Here is an 18,888-nt window from a genome sequence, read left to right as displayed (position 1 = left end):
GAGATCAGACTCCTTGTCTTTTTTCTCTTTGACATTCCACATATTGTCTGTTTTCAAACATATCCGTTTCCCGTCCGGCGGAGCGCAATCTTTTTTGTGAATCAGGTGAATGACGTCTTTTTCCGTTTTTCCGGGCCAAACGAATTTGTTATAATGTTTAAATGGCAAGAAACGAATGGAGGAACGAAAACGCATGTACGATGTTAACGAGTGGAAGCATGTTTTTAAACTCGATCCGAATAAAGATTTACCGGATGAACAGCTGGAACGGCTTTGTGAATCAGGGACTGACGCCATTGTGATCGGAGGAAGCGACAATATCACCGAGGACAATGTGCTGAGACTGATGTCAAAGGTGCGGCGGTTTTTAGTGCCGTGCGTACTTGAGGTGTCGACGATTGATTCCATTGTGCCCGGGTTTGATCTTTATTTCATTCCGAGTGTGCTCAACAGCAAAAAGGCGGACTGGATTGTCGGCATGCATCATCAGGCGATGAAAGAATACGGAGAGCTCATGTCAATGGAGGAAATCGTGACGGAGGGCTACTGCATCGTCAATCCTGATTGTAAGGCGGCTGCTTTGACGGAGGCGGATACACATATAGAAACAGAAGATATTCTCGCCTATGCGCGGGTCGCGGAACATTTGCTTCATCTCCCGATTTTTTATCTGGAATACAGCGGGATGCTGGCGGACATAGAAACGGTGGAGAAAACGAAGGCTGTGCTGGACAAGTCCGTCCTGTTTTACGGAGGCGGCATTAAAGACGCGGAAACGGCGGAACGGTTCGGCCGTCATGCCGATGTCATCGTTGTCGGCAATGCCGTATATGAAGATTTTGATCAGGCGCTAAAAACAGTGGCGGCTGTAAAGACAAAGTAGCCAAGCGGACGAAATTGATTTATGATAGAACATATGTTTGATAGGCGGTGAACGGATATGAATTACATTAGCAATCAATTATTAAGCGGATTAAATCCCGTTCAGCAGGAAGCGGTCAAGACGACGGACGGTCCGCTGCTTCTGATGGCGGGCGCGGGAAGCGGAAAAACACGTGTGCTGACGCACAGAATCGCATACTTAATGGCGGAAAAACACGTGGCGCCATGGAACATTCTGGCGATTACATTTACAAATAAAGCAGCCAGAGAAATGAAGGAGCGGGTTGAGAGCATTCTCGGACCCGGCGCGGATGAAATCTGGATATCCACCTTCCACAGCATGTGCGTGCGGATTCTGCGCAGGGATATTGACAGAATCGGCATCAACCGAAATTTCTCCATTCTTGATACGGCTGATCAGCTTTCCGTTATTAAAGGGATTCTGAAAGAGCGGAATATCGATCCGAAAAAGTTTGATCCGAGAAGTATTTTAGGCTCCATCAGCAGCGCAAAAAACGAGCTGATCGAACCTGAGGAATTCGCAAAAACGGCCGGCGGCTACTACGATCAGGTCACGAGTGACGTGTATACCGATTATCAGAAAAAACTGCTGAAAAACCAATCGCTCGATTTTGATGATTTAATCATGACGACGATTAAGCTTTTCGAGCGTGTGCCGGAAGTGCTTGAGTTTTATCAGCGTAAATTCCAATACATTCACGTAGACGAGTATCAGGATACGAACAGGGCGCAATACCTGCTTGTGAAGCAGCTTGCGGCCCGTCTTGAAAATATCTGCGTCGTCGGTGACTCCGACCAGTCCATTTACAGATGGCGCGGGGCGGATATCGCGAATATCCTTTCCTTTGAAAAAGATTACCCGAGCGCAAACGTGATTCTGCTCGAACAAAACTACCGCTCAACAAAGCGGATTCTGCAAGCGGCTAACGAAGTGATCAAAAACAACTCAAACCGCAAGCCGAAAAACCTGTGGACGGAAAATGACGAAGGCATCAAGCTTTCTTATTACAGCGGCGACAATGAATTCGGCGAAGGCCAATTCGTCGCGGGCAAAATTTATGAGCTGAACAGTTCGGGCCGGCGGAAGCTTTCCGATATCGCGATTTTATACCGGACAAACGCCCAGTCGCGCGTCATTGAGGAAACCCTTTTAAAATCCGGACTGAACTACAATATCGTCGGCGGAACCAAGTTCTACGACAGGAAAGAAATTAAAGACATTCTCGCATACCTGCGCCTTGTGTCAAACCCGGACGACGACATCAGTTTTACGCGGATCGTCAATGTGCCGAAGCGGGGCGTCGGCGCAACTTCGCTAGAAAAAATCGCTTCATATGCGGCGATGAACGGAATGTCAATGTTCCAGGCGGTCAAACAGGTTGATTTCATCGGCGTCAGCGCGAAAGCGGCAAACGCGCTTGACGGCTTTGGCGCGATGATTGAAAATCTGACGAACATGCAGGATTACCTGTCCATTACGGAACTCACGGAAGAAATTCTCGAGAAAACGGAATACAGAGAAATGCTGAAGGCCGAAAAATCAATCGAAGCCCAAAGCCGCCTTGAAAATATCGACGAGTTTCTTTCCGTGACGAAAAACTTCGAACAAAAAAGCGAAGACAAGTCTCTCGTCGCGTTTCTGACTGATTTGGCGCTGATTGCGGATATTGACCAGCTCGACCAGAAGGAAGAGGAATCAGGCGGAAAGGATGCCGTCACTTTAATGACACTGCACGCCGCTAAGGGGCTTGAATTTCCTGTCGTGTTCTTAATGGGCATGGAAGAAGGCGTGTTCCCGCACAGCCGCTCCCTGATGGAAGAAGCCGAGATGGAAGAAGAACGCAGGCTCGCATATGTAGGCATTACGAGGGCGGAAGAAGAACTGTATTTAACGAATGCCAAAATGCGCACCTTATTCGGCCGCACCAATATGAATCCGGAATCCCGCTTTATCAGGGAAATACCTGGCGATTTATTGGAGAACCTAAATGAGAAGAAAACACCTCGCATGCAGCCGGGAAGAAAAGTGCAGCCAAAACGCGGGCCCGTATCCCGTCCCGTTTCCTATGCGAACAAAACAGGCGGCGACTCGCTCAGCTGGGCGGTCGGCGATAAAGCGGGCCATAAAAAATGGGGCACCGGAACGGTTGTCAGCGTAAAAGGAGAAGGCGAAAGCACCGAGCTTGATATCGCATTCCCGAGCCCTGTCGGCGTGAAGCGTCTGCTTGCCGCTTTTGCGCCGATTGAAAAGCAGTAACCTGAAGAGGAAAGGAAGAACATGATGGACAAAGAAACAGCGAAACACCGGGCAGAAGAATTGCGCCGCACCATCGATCAGTACAGTTATGAATATTACACCTTAGATGAACCGAGCGTGCCGGATTCCGAGTACGACAGACTGATGCAGGAGCTGATTGCCATAGAGGAAGAGCACCCGGAGCTCAGAACGCCTGATTCGCCCACACAGCGGGTCGGGGGAGCGGTGCTTGAATCGTTTCAAAAGGTGCAGCACGGCACGCCGATGCTCAGTCTCGGCAACGCATTTAACGATGATGATCTCCGCGATTTTGACCGCCGCGTCCGTCAGGCTGTCGGTGCCGGCGTCGCTTATAACGTGGAGCTGAAAATAGACGGTCTTGCTGTTTCTCTCCGTTATGAAGACGGCTATTTCGTCAGAGGCGCGACAAGAGGAGACGGAACGACGGGCGAAGATATCACGGAAAACTTAAAAACGATCCGCAACATTCCGCTGAAAATGAAACGGAATCTTTCCATAGAAGTGCGCGGAGAGGCGTACATGCCGAAACAGTCATTTGAAGCCCTCAATGAAGAAAGGCTGAAACATGAAGAGGAGCCGTTCGCCAATCCCCGGAACGCGGCTGCGGGCTCACTCAGACAGCTCGATCCGAAAATTGCAGCGAAACGAAATCTTGACATCTTCGTCTACAGTATAGCGGAGCTTGACGAAATGGGTGTGGAAACACAGAGTCAGGGCCTGGATTTTCTGGATGAGCTCGGTTTTAAAACAAATCAGGAACGGAAAAAATGCGCCACGATAGATGAAGTCATTGAAATGATCGAAGAGCTGCAGGCGAAGCGGGCCGATCTCCCGTATGAAATTGACGGGATCGTCATCAAAGTCGATTCGCTCGATCAACAGGAAGAACTCGGGTATACGGCAAAAAGCCCGCGCTGGGCGATTGCTTATAAATTCCCGGCGGAAGAGGTCGTGACAAAACTGCTCGATATCGAACTGAATGTCGGAAGAACGGGCGTCATTACGCCGACCGCCGTTCTGGAACCGGTAAAAGTCGCGGGAACGACGGTCTCAAGAGCATCCCTTCATAACGAAGATTTAATTAAAGAGAAGGATATCCGCATTCTCGATAAAGTGGTCGTCAAAAAAGCGGGCGACATCATCCCTGAGGTCGTCAATGTCTTAATCGAACAGCGGACCGGGGAAGAAAAAGAATTCAATATGCCTACCAGCTGCCCTGAGTGCGAGAGCGAACTTGTCCGCATTGAAGGGGAAGTCGCGCTGCGCTGCATCAATCCGGAATGTCCGGCGCAGATCAGAGAAGGCCTGATTCACTTTGTCTCACGCAACGCGATGAATATTGACGGACTCGGAGAACGTGTCATCACACAGCTTTTCCGTGAACATCTCGTCCGTAATGTCGCTGATTTGTATAAGCTGACGAAAGAGCAGGTCATCCGGCTTGAGCGGATGGGGGAAAAATCAACTGACAATCTGATCAGCTCCATCCAAAAGTCGAAAGAGAATTCGCTGGAACGCCTGCTGTTCGGTCTCGGCATCCGTTTTATCGGCTCAAAAGCGGCCAAAACACTCGCCATGCATTTTGAAAGCCTGGAAAATCTGAAACAAGCCACGGAAGAAGAGCTGCTTGCGGTAGATGAAATCGGCGAAAAGATGGCCGATGCCGTTGTCACCTATTTCCGTAAAGAAGAAATGGTTGAGCTATTGAATGAACTTGAGGAACTCGGTGTGAACACACTCTACAAAGGCCCGAAAAAAGTAAAAGCGGAGGACAGCGACTCTTATTTTGCCGGCAAAACCATCGTGTTAACCGGAAAGCTTGAAGAGCTGTCCAGAAATGAAGCCAAGGCGCAGATTGAAGCGCTCGGCGGAAAGCTGACGGGATCTGTCAGCAAAAAAACAGACTTGCTGATTGCCGGAGAAGCGGCCGGAAGCAAGCTGACAAAAGCGCAGGAATTAAACATTGAAGTATGGAATGAAGCACAGCTATTGGGAGAGCTAAAGAAATAAGAGGAGTGTTTTCTATTGAAAAAGATGTTGGCATTGGCGGCGACGGCAACGGCGGCAGTACTCATGCTGTCGGCCTGTTCGCCGAGTTTCGGGGGGAACAAAGAGGAAGAGATCACGCAGAAAACGGCAAAGTCTTCTGAAAAAGCGATCATACCGAAATATAATATCTCTGATTCCTACTATAAAATGGTGCTTCCGTTTAAGGCCGGAAAAGCGCGCGGCCTGACCGCGGACCGGCTGAACACGAGGCTGGACATCGATGAATTCGAGACGGGTCTGATGCGGCTCGCTCAAGACACGTTCCCGACGGATGACTATTTGTATCAGGAAGGCCAGTATTTAGATGAGGACACGGTACTCAGCTGGCTTGACCGCAAAAAAGAGGGCAGTGATCTGAAAAAGGCGAAAAAGGCAGATGCCAATTTTCAGAATCTCGGCTTAAACCCGGTGCTGCCAAGCTCGGGATCGGCAAAAGAGAAAAATGAAAACAGCCCGATTTACTTAGCGTCTATGCTTGAACAGGATTACTTAGTAAGAAAAGATAAAAATTCCATCCAGCTTGGCGGTGTCATGATCGGTCTCGCTCTCAACTCTGTTTACTATTACCGCGAAAACACAGGTGATCCGCAGCAGGAAGTGGAGCTCAGTGACAAAACGATCCGCAGCCACGGTGAAGAAATCGCCCAGGAAGTCGTTAACCGCCTTCGGAAAATGGATAACCTGAAAAATGTGCCGATTACCGTCGCCCTTTATAAACAAGCGCCGAAAACATCAATCGTGCCGGGGAATTACATTGCGAAAACAGAAGTCAAGGCCGGCTCATCCACCATTTCAAACTGGGATGATGTCAAAGAAAAGTACGTCTTCTATCCGGCGGATACAGACACGGCAAAGAAATACCCTGATGATTCCGAAGTGTTTAAACGCTTCAAAAACGCCATCGACAGCTACTTCCCGAATTACACCGGAGTCGTCGGAACGGCAATGTACGAAAACGATGAAATGAGAAAAATGAAGATTGAAATCCCGATGCAATTTTACGGGAAAAGCGAAGTTATCGCCTTTACCCAATACTTAACAGGTGAGCTGATGGATTATTATTCAAAAAGCTCAGTTGATGTCGAAATTAACATTACCTCGTCTGACGGCCAGGAAGCGCTGATCGTCCGCAATGCGGGTGACAAAGAACCGACCGTCCATATTTACGATTAACCAAGATGCCCTTGTTCATTTCTGTATGAGCAAGGGTTTTTTTATTGTGAATATCGTTGGAGAGAGGGATGAGGTATGTTAAGATATTTGTATAATTAGGAATTAACAGGAAAACACATTTCATTTCTAAGCGGATGTTACGAATCTGCTGTGAAAAAAGAAGGGCAGGAATGTTGATGAATGACATTTGCTGAGTACACACACCGCCTACAAACGTTATGAAAAGGGTGAATCAGCATGCATAAAGATATTAAAGCGATTTTTGAGGAAGATAAGGTACTGGCTGAGGCCGGTGAAATATACGGCTTTACCAAGTTTCAATTTATCGCGGACGCAGAGAACTACGTATATGAAATTGTGAAAGATAACGAACCTTATATCTTAAAAATTACGCATACGATCAGAAGAACACCGGAATATATTCTCGGAGAAATGGAATGGCTTCATCATCTGGCAAAGGGAGGGCTTTCAGCAGCAAAACCGATTCCTTCATTAAATGGCAGAGATGTCGAAGAAGTGCCGGATGGAAAAGGCGGAGCGTTTTTAGTAAGAGTCTATGAAAAAGCGCCCGGACGCAAAGTGGAGGAATCAGACTGGAACGGAACTCTGTTTTACGAGCTTGGAAAATACACGGGGAACATGCACCGGCTGACGAAAAGCTACTGTCTGAGCGATCCGGCATATAAAAGGCAGGAATGGGATGAAGAGGAGCAGCTGAAGCTGAGAAAATACGTGCCCGCAGATCAGCATCTCGTATTTGAGCGGGCGGATGCTCTAATGGAAAAACTGCGCCGTTTGCCGAAGAATCCTGAAAACTACGGCCTTGTGCACGCCGATCTGCACCACGGCAATTTCAATTGGGACAACGGTAAAATCACTGCATTTGATTTTGATGATACCGGCTACAATTGGTTTGTGAATGATATCAGTATTCTGCTGTACAACATGTTGTGGTATCCGGTCATCCCGTATGAAGACAAGGCCGCGTTTACGGGTGAATTCATGACACACTTTATGAAAGGCTACAGGGAAGAAAATGACCTTGACCCCGCCTGGCTTGAACACATCCCGGATTTTCTCCGGCTGCGCCATATGCTGATCTACGGATTATTGCATCAGGCGTTTGACCTCAATGCACTCGGGGACGAGGAACTTGAGATGCTGAAAACCTTCAGGCGCGATATCGAAAACGAAACCCCGATTACGGAGTATAACTTTTCTGCATTCGTATAAATAGAAAAACGCCGGCTGAATCCAGCCCGGCGTTTTTTTATAGCGTATCACACTTCACTCCGACGACACCCTGAATTTCTTTAATATCATAATAGACGTCAGTGGTGTAGCGGTTTTTGTGAACACTGACTTTCACTTCCATAATCGGAAATTCTTTTTCACCCAGATCATCAATCCGGACGGAGTGAATGCGGAGCTGTTTGCTTTTCATTTCTTTTAAAATCTCGGTCATTTTGTCTTTATCGGAAAGAGACATTCTCACGCGGATATCCTTTTCCTTCAAGCGGTTGGGACCGATTTTTCTGATCAGCCACGGAAGAAATTCGACACTGATCAGGATAAACAAGAGGCTTGCGAACGCCTCTTTATAAAAGCCGGCGCCTGTCGCCAGACCGAGCCCGGCTGCGCCCCAGATGATAGCCGATGTCGTCAGGCCGGAAATGACGTCATTGCTTTTGCGCAGGATCACGCCCGCACCGATAAAACCGACGCCGGAAATGATTTGGGCGGGAAGGCGGAGCGGATCCATCATGATACGGTAATATTTTGGGAAATGATATGCCGCATTAATGCTGACGATCGTCAGCATACAGGAGCTGACGGCGATGACGATACAGGTTTTCAGGCCGAGCGGTTTGTTTTTCAGCTCGCGTTCAAGACCGATGATCATGCCGATCAGCGTGGCAATGCCCAGCTTTAATAAAATGTCTGGTTCGATAGGCCAGCTCAATTTGCACAGCACCTCCGCAATTTTTCTTATAATAAATTGATATGATTTTCTCACAGTATTTATAGCAGGACAAGTGCGGAAGAAAAAAGCCGTCAGGGATAAAATCTGACGGCTTTTTGTCTATTTCTTGTTTTTCAAAAGAGCTTCCATCCGGCTGAACAGCTGATAAGAAGCATCGGCCGGTTTTTTGGTCAGCAGGCTGACGGCAATACCGGCAATCAGACTGAGGAAGAACCCCGGAATGATTTCGTATACGCCGGTTGAAGCGGCAAGCCCTGTCGTGATCCAGATTAAAACGGCCGCGGCCCCGGTAATCATCGCCGCAAGCGCTCCCCATTCATTCATCCGTTTCCAGTACAGACTGAGCAAGAGCGCCGGGCCGATAGCCGAACCGAAGCCTGCCCACGCATATCCGACCAGATCAAGAATGGTGCTGTTCGGATTCATGGAAAGCAGGATGGCGATAACGGCCACGATCAATACCGACAGGCGTCCGGTCATGACCAATTCTTTATCGCTCGCTTCCCGTCTGAAAAAGGCGCGGTATAAATCTTCCGTAATGGCGCTTGCCGTTACGAGAAGCTGTGAGGAAATGGAACTCATGATCGCCGCTAAAATTGCGGACAGCAAGAAGCCCGTAATCAGCGGATGGAACAAGATTTTAGAAAAAATAATGAAAATCGTTTCCGGATCTTTTACGGAGACCCCGAAGTGATGAGAATACGCAACCCCGATAATCCCGGTAAGCAATGAACCGACAACTGAAATAACCATCCAGCTCATCCCGATTCTGCGGGCGGGTTTTAAATCTTTCACTTCTTTAATCGCCATAAATCGTACGATGATATGAGGCTGGCCGTAATAGCCCAGTCCCCATGCCAAATAAGAAATAATGCTAATGACGCTCGCGCCTTTAAAGATATCCAATAGTTTCGGGTTAACGGCGTTGATCGAATCAATCGTCGTTGAAACGCTCCCGAGCTGGGTAAAAGCAACGATCGGCACAAGCACTAATGCCGCAAACATGATCGCTCCCTGTACAAAGTCAGTCAGACTGACAGCGAGGAAACCGCCAAACAGCGTGTAAAGCACAACAACACCGGCCGTTAAAAACAAACCGAATTTGTAGTCGGCGCCGAATGCCGATTCAAATAACCTGCCTCCGGATACCATCCCGGACGATGTGTACAGTGTGAAAAAGATCATAATAATCACGGCGGAAACAATTTTCAGCAATGATGACGAGTGGCGGAACCGTTTATCGAAAAAATCGGGAATCGTAATCGCATCATCCGCAACTTCCGTGTAAGCGCGCAGCCTCGGAGCAAGCAGCAGATAATTTGAATACGCGCCGATCGTCAAACCGAGCGCCAGCCATAAGGTCGATAACCCCGTTGCGAACATTGCGCCGGGAACTCCCATCAGCATCCATGCGCTCATATCGGCCGCACCTGCGGACAGCGCCGTTACGAACGGGCCTAGTCCTCTTCCGCCCAGCATGTAATCATTAATATTCGTTGTCTTCCTGAATGCGTACCAGCCGATTAACAGCATGGCAGCAAAGTAAATGCCAAGAGATATAATTAATTCAATACTCACGTTTTTGGACCCTCTCTTCTTTCATGTAAATGTTGCATCACCTCTGTAGATTAGTAGTGCCGGAATATGCGCCGGCGATCCAGCCTTTAGTCATCATTCCATGCGGATCGCATGATTTAGTGCTGGCTATGGTTACTAAACCTAACAAAGTATCCCCGATCAATCAACTCTCGAAACCTGGCCCGCTCAAGGAAAAAATCCCCGCCAACATAGAACAGCTTAGAGATGAAAACGCTACCAATAAATTATAAAAGTAAAAATTTTCTGACATATAATTCGTTTCTCTTTCTCCCCGATTTAGGATAAAATAGAGAGGGTTTCATCATGCCTCAGAAGGCGGCGTTTTGTTGCTTTAGAGGGCTCATTTTTGATATGATCAGTATTATATGACGAAACGGAGAATTATGCGGAGGTGGATCTTATGTCACGAATTTCTATAGAAGAAGTAAAGCATGTCGCTCATTTGGCGAGACTCGCCATTACGGATGAAGAAGCTGAAATGTTCACAGAACAGCTTGACAGCATCATCTCGTTTGCCGAGGAGCTTAATGAAGTGGACACGGATAACGTGGAACCGACAACACACGTGCTGAAAATGAAAAACGTAATGAGAGAAGATGAAGCGGGTAAAGGCCTTCCGGTCGAGGATGTCATGAAAAATGCTCCCGATCATAAAGACGGCTATGTCCGTGTGCCATCTATTCTGGATTAAAGGAGGGAGACAGTATGTCATTATTTGATCACAAAATCACAGAACTGAAACAAATGATACATAAAAAAGAAATCAAGATTTCCGATCTTGTTGATGAATCTTACAAACGGATCGCATCCGTGGATGATAAGGTGCAGGCGTTTTTACAGCTTGATGAAGAAAGAGCCCGCGCTTACGCGAAAGAACTTGACGAAGCGGTTGACGGACGGTCTGAACACGGTCTTCTCTTCGGAATGCCGATCGGCGTCAAAGACAACATCGTGACCAAAGGGCTTCGCACAACATGCTCAAGCAAAATCCTCGAAAACTTCGATCCGATTTACGATGCGACGGTCGTGGAGCGCCTTCAAGCCGCTGAAGCCGTCACGATCGGAAAGCTGAATATGGACGAGTTCGCGATGGGTTCTTCTACTGAAAACTCCGCGTACAAAGCGACGAAAAACCCTTGGAATCTCGATACGGTTCCCGGCGGATCAAGCGGCGGTTCCGCAGCTGCGGTTGCCGCGGGCGAAGTGCCGTTTTCACTCGGATCTGATACGGGCGGCTCCATCCGCCAGCCGGCTTCTTTCTGCGGCGTCGTCGGATTAAAGCCCACATACGGACGCGTGTCGCGTTACGGTTTGGTCGCTTTTGCGTCTTCACTGGACCAGATCGGGCCGATCACAAGAACCGTAGAAGATAACGCATTCCTGCTTCAGGCGATTTCAGGCCCGGACAAAATGGACTCTACGAGCGCCAATGTCGAAGTGCCGGATTTTCTTTCTTCATTAACTGGCGATATTAAAGGCTTAAAAATCGCCGTACCGAAAGAATATCTCGGAGAAGGCGTCGGCAAAGAAGCGAAAGAATCGGTTTTAGCCGCTTTAAAAGTGCTTGAAGACCTCGGAGCGACATGGGAAGAAGTATCTCTGCCGCACAGCAAATACGCGCTTGCGACGTATTATCTGCTGTCTTCTTCCGAAGCGTCTGCAAACCTTGCGCGCTTTGACGGCATCCGCTACGGCTACCGCTCAGACAATGCGGACAACCTGATCGACCTTTATAAACAGACACGCTCAGAAGGCTTCGGCAATGAAGTGAAGCGCCGCATCATGCTCGGCACCTTCGCGCTCAGCTCCGGCTACTATGACGCGTATTACAAAAAAGCGCAAAAAGTGCGCACGCTTATTAAGAAAGATTTTGAAGACGTATTTGAGAAATACGATGTCATCGTCGGACCGACAACGCCGACACCGGCATTCAAAATCGGCGAAAAAACCAGCGATCCGCTCACAATGTACGCCAATGATATTTTAACGATCCCTGTCAACCTCGCGGGTGTGCCGGGAATCAGCGTGCCGTGCGGATTTGCGGACGGGCTGCCGCTCGGATTGCAAATCATCGGAAAACACTTCGATGAAGGCACTGTATACCGCGTCGCTCATGCTTTTGAGCAGGCAACAGATCATCATAAAGCGAAACCTGAACTGTAAGGGGTGAAATGAAGTGAACTTTGAAACGGTAATCGGACTTGAAGTCCATGTGGAATTAAAAACAAAATCTAAAATTTTCTCAAGCTCACCGACGCCATTCGGCGCGGAAGCGAATACCCAAACGAGCGTCATCGACCTCGGCTATCCCGGCGTGCTGCCCGTTTTGAACAAAGAAGCGGTTGAATTCGCGATGAAAGCCGCAATGGCTTTGAACTGTGAAATCGCAACGGATACGAAGTTTGACCGGAAAAACTATTTCTATCCGGACAACCCGAAGGCATATCAAATTTCTCAATTTGACAAGCCGATCGGCGAAAACGGCTGGATCGAAATCGAAGTCGGCGGAAAAACGAAAAAAATCGGCATTACCCGTCTTCACCTTGAAGAAGATGCGGGAAAACTGACGCATACGGGCGACGGCTATTCCCTCGTTGACTTCAACCGCCAAGGCACGCCGCTTGTCGAGATTGTATCTGAGCCGGATATCCGCACACCGGAGGAAGCTTACGCATATCTCGAAAAGCTGAAATCAATTATCCAATACACAGGCGTTTCCGACTGTAAAATGGAAGAAGGTTCACTGCGTTGTGACGCCAACATTTCCCTTCGTCCGATCGGCCAGGAGAAATTCGGCACAAAAACGGAGCTGAAAAACCTGAACTCCTTCGCATTCGTGCAAAAAGGACTTGAGCATGAAGAAAAACGCCAAGAGCAGGTGCTTCTGTCAGGCGGAGTCATTCAGCAGGAGACGCGCCGCTACGATGAAGCGACGAAAAAAACCATTTTGATGCGTGTCAAAGAAGGTTCGGACGACTATCGTTATTTCCCTGAGCCTGACCTTGTCGAGCTCTACATTGATGACGAATGGAAAGAACGCGTAAGAGCAACCATTCCTGAGCTTCCGGACGAGCGCCGCAAGCGTTATATCGAAGAGCTCGGCCTGCCTGCTTATGACGCAATGGTTCTGACGCTGACGAAAGAAATGGCTGATTTCTTCGAAGAAACGGTCAATAAAGGCGCAGAAGCCAAGCAGGCATCAAACTGGCTGATGGGTGAAGTCTCAGCTTACCTGAACGCCGAACAAAAAGAGCTTGAGGATGTCGCCCTGACTCCTGAAGGCCTTGCCGGCATGATTAAGCTGATTGAAAAAGGAACCATCTCGTCCAAAATCGCGAAGAAAGTCTTTAAAGAATTAATTGAAAAAGGCGGCGACGCAGAAAAAATCGTCAAAGAAAAAGGCCTCGTGCAGATTTCTGACGAAAGCGTGCTTCTGAAGCTGGTAACAGATGCGCTTGACAGCAACCCGCAGTCAATTGAAGACTTCAAAAACGGAAAAGACCGCGCGATCGGCTTCCTTGTCGGGCAGATTATGAAAGCCTCAAAAGGACAGGCCAACCCGCCGATGGTCAACAAGATCTTACTTGAAGAAATCAAAAAACGATAAAAAAAGCAGCCGCCTCTAAGGGCGCTGCTGACACGGAGACCGGTAAGCGCCGGTCTCTTTTTTTTATAAGCTGAAATAGGTTTCAATGGAAGCCCGCAGCGTTTCAATCTGCTCATTTCCGCTGCCTGCCAAGTTGGACAGCATTCCTTTAATAATCGGTTTTCGCGGCTCTTCCTTTGCGCATTCCTCTTCAATGACTTCAAGCGATACGAGGACGTCCTCAGGCAGCCCCTGCTGTGCTTTTATCTTTTGAATATCCGCAAGCAGTCTTTCTCTGTCCGCCGCGGGCTGAGTGAAGATATCCTCAGGCAGCAGCGGATCGGGGTTGTCTTTTATCAGTCCCGTAATCAGATCATCGATTCTGGCAATCAGAAAGGCCGCCACGTTTTCCGTCCGGAATGCCGTATGTTCATTAAAAATCAAGAAATGAATATAGGAGCTCACAATTCCTTGCGCCATAACGGACGCATCCGCTATAAACGGTGTGACGGCATCTCCGTAAACGGAGAGCAACGCATCCCGATACAGCATGTTAAATTGAATATTGGCCTCATGAAAATACTGCTTGACCTTTTGATTTTCAGGAATGACCTTTTCGCTCAGCAAGAGAATGATAAAGTCCTTGTGCTCCATAAATTCCTGGAATTGATAAGCGATTTGTTTTCGAAATACGTCCTTAGGCGGTTTATGCTGATGTTCTGTTTTGATTTTCTTTATTTCTTCCATGGACATGCCGATGTAATACTCACATGCTGACAGCAAAAGGTCTTCTTTTGATTTGAAATGGAGATAGAAGGCTCCTTTTGAAATTCCGCATTCACCGGCGATTTCCTGAATGGTTGTTGAAGAAAACCCTTTTTTGGCAAATAAATGGATGCCTGTTTTTATGATTTTCTCTTTTTTTTCGTTCATGACGTGCTTCCCCTTAATCCTGAAAAATTTAGAAAAATTTACTGCCTTATTAGTTGACGATGTTGAGTTATACCGTTTAGTATTATATAGAATGACCAGTCAGTCAATAAAAATTAACGGAGGACATGATGAACCACATTATTAACTTTGTACTGAAGAACAAATTCGCAGTTTGGCTGATGACGATTATCGTTACTGTAGCAGGGCTGTATGCCGGTATGAATATGAAGCAGGAATCCATACCGGACGTCAACATGCCTTACCTTTCAGTAAATACGACTTATCCCGGAGCTGCTCCGAGTCAAGTTGCGGATGACGTGACAAAACCGATCGAGCAGGCGGTCCAGAATTTAGAAGGAGTGAGCGTCGTAACGTCCACATCTTCTGAAAACGTCTCATCGGTTATGATTGAATATGATTACAGCAAGGATATGGACAAGGCGAAAACCGAAGTCGCTGAAGCGCTGGACAGTGTCAGCCTTCCTGACGACGCGAAAAAACCTGACATTTCCCGTTACAGCCTCAACTCTTTCCCGATTTTGACGCTCAGTGTGACAAGCGGCAAAAGCTCGCTTGAAGACCTGACCAAAAATGTGGAAAACACTCTCGTTCCTAAGCTTGAAGGCATTCAGGGCGTTGCGTCCGTGCAAGTTTCCGGACAGCAGGAAGAGCAGGTGGAGTTCTCTTTCAAAGACAAAAAAATGAAAGAGTACGGACTTGATGAAGATACCGTCAAGAAAGTGATCCAAGGCTCTGACGTCAATACGCCGCTTGGATTGTACACATTCGGCAACAAAGAAAAATCAGTTGTCGTTAACGGAAATATTACGTCAATTAAAGATCTGAAAGATATGAGAATTCCGGTCACATCTTCTTCTGCCGCTCAAGGTCAAGCGGGCGGAGCCGGTGCGGCATCTGCGGCGGACGCTCAGGCTATGCAGCAGGCACAGCAAAGCGCGGCAGCAGGGGTGCCGACAGTCAAGCTTTCTGACATTGCCGACATTAAAGATGTGAAAAAAGCTGAATCCATTTCCCGCACGAACGGAAAGGACAGCATCGGAATTAATATCGTAAAAGCCAATGACGCCAACACGGTAGAAGTGGCCGATGCGATTAAAGATGAACTGAATCAATACAAAAAAGACCACAAAGGGTTCAAGTACAGCTCGACTCTTGATATGGCAGAGCCGATTACAGAGTCGGTGGATACGATGTTAAGCAAAGCGATTTTCGGCGCGATTTTTGCGGTCGTGATCATTCTCTTATTCTTAAGAGATATTAAATCAACGATGATTTCTATCATTTCCATCCCGCTGTCACTGCTGATTGCGCTTCTCGTGCTGAATCAGCTTGATGTCACATTAAACATAATGACGCTCGGTGCGATGACGGTCGCCATCGGACGGGTAGTCGACGACTCGATTGTCGTGATCGAAAACATTTACCGCCGCATGAGGCTGAAAGATGAACCTTTACGCGGGAAGCAATTGGTGCGTGAAGCGACGAAAGAAATGTTTAAACCGATCATGTCATCAACGATCGTAACCATTGCCGTATTCCTGCCGCTTGCCATGGTCGGCGGACAGATCGGCGAACTGTTTATGCCGTTTGCATTAACAATCGTCTTCGCGCTTGCCGCATCACTGTTGATTTCGATCACACTGGTGCCGATGCTTGCGCACAGCTTATTCAAAAAATCGCTCACAGGCGCGCCTGTTAAAGCGAAAGAGCATAAGCCGGGCAGATTGGCCAATTTCTATAAAAAAGTGCTGAATTGGTCATTAAGACATAAATGGATTACATCTATCATCGCGGTTCTGATGCTTGTCGGCAGTTTGTTCCTCGTACCTCTGATCGGCGCGAGCTACCTGCCTGCGCAAGCGGACAAAACGATGCAGCTCACATACACGCCTGAACCGGGCGAAACGAAAAGCGAAGCTGAAAAAGCTGCGCAAAAAGCGGAAGACATGCTGCTTAAACGCAAACATGTCGATACCGTTCAGTATTCATTAGGCTCGCAAAGTCCGCTCGGCGGAAGCTCAAACGGCGCATTGTTCTACGTGAAATACGAGGATGACACGCCTGATTTTGACAAAGAAAAAGACAATGTCTTAAAAGAAATCAAAAAAACATCCAGCCGCGGCGAATGGAAATCACAAAATTTCAGTTCGTCAGGCAACAACAACGAATTAACGTACTATGTGTACGGAGATTCAGAGTCTGATATTAAAGGCACGGTCAAAGACATCGAAAGCATCATGAAAAAGCAGAAAGATCTGAAAGACGTCAACTCAGGCCTTTCCAGCACATATGATGAGTACACGTTCACCGCTGACCAGGAGAAACTCAGCAAGCAGGGCCTGACGGCTTCGCAAATCTCCCAAGCCCTGATGTCCCAAACGTCACAGTCTCCTTTGACAACGGTGAAAAAGGACGGCAAAGAGCTTGACGTCAACATCAAAACAGAAAAAGACCAGTATAAGAGTGTAAAAGAATTAGAGGATAAAACCATCACATCGCCTGCAGGCCAAGAAGTAAAAATCGGCGATGTGGCGAAAGTGAAAAATGGCACGACATCCGATACCATTTCCAAACGCGACGGCAAAGTGTACGCTGACGTAACGGCAACCGTCACTTCTGACAACGTCACGAAGGTGTCATCAGCCGTTCAAAAGAAAGTTGACAAACTGGATAAGCCGGACAATGTATCGATTGATACCGGCGGTGTATCAGCGGATATTGCTGATTCCTTTACGAAACTCGGCTTAGCGATGCTTGCCGCAATCGCCATCGTATACCTCGTTCTTGTGATCACGTTCGGCGGAGCATTAGCGCCGTTTGCGATTCTGTTCTCGCTTCCGTTTACAGTCATCGGCGCATTAGCCGGCCTGTATGTATCCGGAGAGACGATCAGTCTGAATGCCATGATCGGTATGCTGATGCTGATCGGAATCGTCGTCACAAACGCGATTGTCTTAATTGACCGCGTCATCCATAAAGAAGCGGAAGGCTTATCGACGAGAGAAGCGCTCCTGGAAGCCGGCTCTACGAGATTACGTCCGATTCTGATGACGGCGATCGCGACAATCGGCGCCCTGCTTCCATTGGCACTGGGCTTCGAAGGCGGAAGCCAGGTCATTTCTAAAGGACTCGGTGTCACCGTTATCGGCGGTTTAATCAGTTCGACTCTGCTTACCCTTCTGATTGTGCCGATCGTATATGAAGTATTGGCGAAATTCCGTAAGAAAAAACCTGGAACGGAAGAAGAGTAAGACAGCGGGCCTTGGCTCCTTAAACGGAGCCGGGGCCTTTTTTCTTCTGGGAATTCCTGTACATATTGTTGCGATTTTCTCAAGTCATAGTATAATTAAAGGTTGTTAGTGTTAATAATGGATCGGATACTCTTAAGTAGGATGATGAGATAATGAAACGTGCACGCATAATATACAATCCGACTTCAGGACGGGAGCTTTTTAAGAAAAATCTTGCCCAGGTCCTGCAAAAATTTGAACAAGCCGGTTATGAAACCTCCACCCATGCCACCACATGCGCGGGGGATGCCACCCACGCCGCAAAAGAAGCCGCTTTGCGGGAGTTTGACCTGATTATCGCTGCCGGCGGAGACGGAACGATTAATGAAGTCGTCAACGGCCTCGCGCCGTTAGACACACGACCGACACTCGGCATCATTCCGGTCGGCACGACAAATGACTTCGCCAGAGCGCTGGGCATTCCGAGAGAGAATATACTGAATGCCGCTGATACCGTCATTAACGGCGTGGCCCGCCCGATCGACATCGGACAGGTGAACGGTCAGTATTTTATCAACATCGCCGGCGGAGGCCGTCTGACGGAGCTGACGTATGATGTGCCAAGCAAACTGAAAACGATGCTCGGCCAGCTTGCTTATTATTTAAAGGGAATGGAAATGCTGCCTTCACTTCGACCGACAGAAGTCGAGATTGAATATGACGGCAAGCTGTTTCAAGGCGAAATTATGCTGTTTTTAGTGACGCTGACCAACTCGGTCGGCGGATTCGAGAAACTGGCCCCTGATTCCAGCCTGAATGACGGCATGTTTGATTTGATTATTTTGAAAAAAGCCAATCTCGCGGAGTTTATCAGAGTCGCGAGCATGGCGCTCAGAGGCGATCATATTAACGATCAGCACATTATTTACACAAAAGCGAACCGTGTGAAAGTCAATGTATCAGAAAAGATGCAGCTGAACCTGGACGGCGAGTACGGCGGCATGCTGCCGGGCGAATTCGTGAACCTGTACCGGCATATTCACGTCATCATGCCGAAGGAGAAAGCGGAACAGCTGGATGATTAATACGCGGACAAAATCCTAAAACAGTATTCGTTTTAGGATTTTGTCAT

General features: G+C 47.9%; 13 protein-coding genes. 10 read left to right on the top strand and 3 right to left on the bottom strand.

What is annotated here, in order from left to right; genetic code table 11:
* Nucleotides 1–193 precede the first annotated feature (193 nt).
* From pcrB to AR442_RS18900, 5 genes are all read left to right on the top strand, one after another.
* The gene (gene pcrB / locus AR442_RS18920; protein WP_003155740.1) at nt 194–883 is read left to right on the top strand and encodes a heptaprenylglyceryl phosphate synthase; all 690 of its coding nucleotides are present in this window, start codon (nt 194–196) and stop codon (nt 881–883) included.
* 57 nt (nt 884–940) lie between these two features.
* Entirely contained in the window at nt 941–3,160 is a 2,220-nt protein-coding gene (gene pcrA / locus AR442_RS18915; protein WP_022552708.1) for a DNA helicase PcrA, read from the top strand.
* A gap of 24 nt (nt 3,161–3,184) precedes the next feature.
* The gene (gene ligA, locus AR442_RS18910; protein ID WP_021495174.1) at nt 3,185–5,191 is read left to right on the top strand and encodes an NAD-dependent DNA ligase LigA; all 2,007 of its coding nucleotides are present in this window, start codon (nt 3,185–3,187) and stop codon (nt 5,189–5,191) included.
* 15 nt (nt 5,192–5,206) lie between these two features.
* Entirely contained in the window at nt 5,207–6,403 is a 1,197-nt protein-coding gene (locus AR442_RS18905; RefSeq protein WP_014417115.1) for a CamS family sex pheromone protein, read from the top strand.
* Nucleotides 6,404–6,640: 237 nt separating this feature from the next.
* On the top strand, nt 6,641–7,636 hold the full coding sequence (locus AR442_RS18900) for a phosphotransferase enzyme family protein (protein ID WP_053285246.1): 996 nt from the start codon (nt 6,641–6,643) through the stop codon (nt 7,634–7,636).
* 37 nt (nt 7,637–7,673) lie between these two features.
* Here AR442_RS18900 and AR442_RS18895 read toward each other — a convergent pair whose 3' ends face one another.
* Both AR442_RS18895 and putP read right to left on the bottom strand, forming a co-directional pair.
* Nucleotides 7,674–8,366, bottom strand: a complete 693-nt coding sequence (locus AR442_RS18895; RefSeq protein ID WP_003155735.1) for an MgtC/SapB family protein — start codon at nt 8,364–8,366, stop codon at nt 7,674–7,676.
* A 120-nt stretch (nt 8,367–8,486) separates the two neighbouring features.
* Nucleotides 8,487–9,965: a sodium/proline symporter PutP gene (gene putP / locus AR442_RS18890; protein ID WP_007408914.1), complete on the bottom strand. Its 1,479-nt coding sequence runs from the start codon at nt 9,963–9,965 to the stop codon at nt 8,487–8,489.
* 421 nt (nt 9,966–10,386) lie between these two features.
* Here putP and gatC point away from each other — a divergent pair, with 421 nt between their 5' ends.
* From gatC to gatB, 3 genes are read left to right on the top strand one after another with little or no spacing between them, the layout of a single operon-like run.
* A complete protein-coding gene (gene gatC, locus AR442_RS18885; RefSeq protein ID WP_003155732.1) occupies nt 10,387–10,677 on the top strand; it encodes an Asp-tRNA(Asn)/Glu-tRNA(Gln) amidotransferase subunit GatC in 291 nt (96 codons plus the stop codon).
* A gap of 14 nt (nt 10,678–10,691) precedes the next feature.
* Nucleotides 10,692–12,149: an Asp-tRNA(Asn)/Glu-tRNA(Gln) amidotransferase subunit GatA gene (gene gatA / locus AR442_RS18880; protein WP_007408915.1), complete on the top strand. Its 1,458-nt coding sequence runs from the start codon at nt 10,692–10,694 to the stop codon at nt 12,147–12,149.
* A gap of 13 nt (nt 12,150–12,162) precedes the next feature.
* The gene (gene gatB, locus AR442_RS18875; protein ID WP_003155730.1) at nt 12,163–13,593 is read left to right on the top strand and encodes an Asp-tRNA(Asn)/Glu-tRNA(Gln) amidotransferase subunit GatB; all 1,431 of its coding nucleotides are present in this window, start codon (nt 12,163–12,165) and stop codon (nt 13,591–13,593) included.
* Nucleotides 13,594–13,656: 63 nt separating this feature from the next.
* On the opposite strand, the gene AR442_RS18870 is transcribed toward gatB, so the two are convergent.
* Complete coding sequence (locus tag AR442_RS18870; RefSeq protein WP_021495171.1) at nt 13,657–14,505, bottom strand: TetR/AcrR family transcriptional regulator; 849 nt, start codon at nt 14,503–14,505, stop codon at nt 13,657–13,659.
* 128 nt (nt 14,506–14,633) lie between these two features.
* On the opposite strand from AR442_RS18870, the gene AR442_RS18865 reads away from it, so the two are divergent.
* Both AR442_RS18865 and AR442_RS18860 read left to right on the top strand, forming a co-directional pair.
* Complete coding sequence (locus AR442_RS18865) at nt 14,634–17,777, top strand: efflux RND transporter permease subunit (protein WP_029973738.1); 3,144 nt, start codon at nt 14,634–14,636, stop codon at nt 17,775–17,777.
* 152 nt (nt 17,778–17,929) lie between these two features.
* A complete protein-coding gene (locus tag AR442_RS18860; RefSeq protein ID WP_014417122.1) occupies nt 17,930–18,841 on the top strand; it encodes a diacylglycerol kinase in 912 nt (303 codons plus the stop codon).
* Nucleotides 18,842–18,888: the final 47 nt, after the last annotated feature.

The sequence above is a fragment of the Bacillus velezensis genome, from assembly GCF_001461825.1.
Lineage (GTDB): Bacteria > Bacillota > Bacilli > Bacillales > Bacillaceae > Bacillus > Bacillus velezensis.
This window is presented reverse-complemented; position numbering and strand designations above follow the sequence as displayed.

Excerpts from the sequence above, each read along its gene's own strand:
- gatA (WP_007408915.1), top strand. The coding sequence starts at position 10,692 with ATGTCATTATTTGATCACAAAATCACAGAACTGAAACAAATGATACAT.
- pcrB (WP_003155740.1), top strand. The coding sequence starts at position 194 with ATGTACGATGTTAACGAGTGGAAGCATGTTTTTAAACTCGATCCGAAT.
- AR442_RS18865 (WP_029973738.1), top strand. The coding sequence starts at position 14,634 with ATGAACCACATTATTAACTTTGTACTGAAGAACAAATTCGCAGTTTGG.
- ligA (WP_021495174.1), top strand. The coding sequence starts at position 3,185 with ATGGACAAAGAAACAGCGAAACACCGGGCAGAAGAATTGCGCCGCACC.
- AR442_RS18860 (WP_014417122.1), top strand. The coding sequence starts at position 17,930 with ATGAAACGTGCACGCATAATATACAATCCGACTTCAGGACGGGAGCTT.
- AR442_RS18870 (WP_021495171.1), bottom strand. The coding sequence starts at position 14,505 with ATGAACGAAAAAAAAGAGAAAATCATAAAAACAGGCATCCATTTATTT.
- pcrA (WP_022552708.1), top strand. The coding sequence starts at position 941 with ATGAATTACATTAGCAATCAATTATTAAGCGGATTAAATCCCGTTCAG.
- gatC (WP_003155732.1), top strand. The coding sequence starts at position 10,387 with ATGTCACGAATTTCTATAGAAGAAGTAAAGCATGTCGCTCATTTGGCG.
- AR442_RS18900 (WP_053285246.1), top strand. The coding sequence starts at position 6,641 with ATGCATAAAGATATTAAAGCGATTTTTGAGGAAGATAAGGTACTGGCT.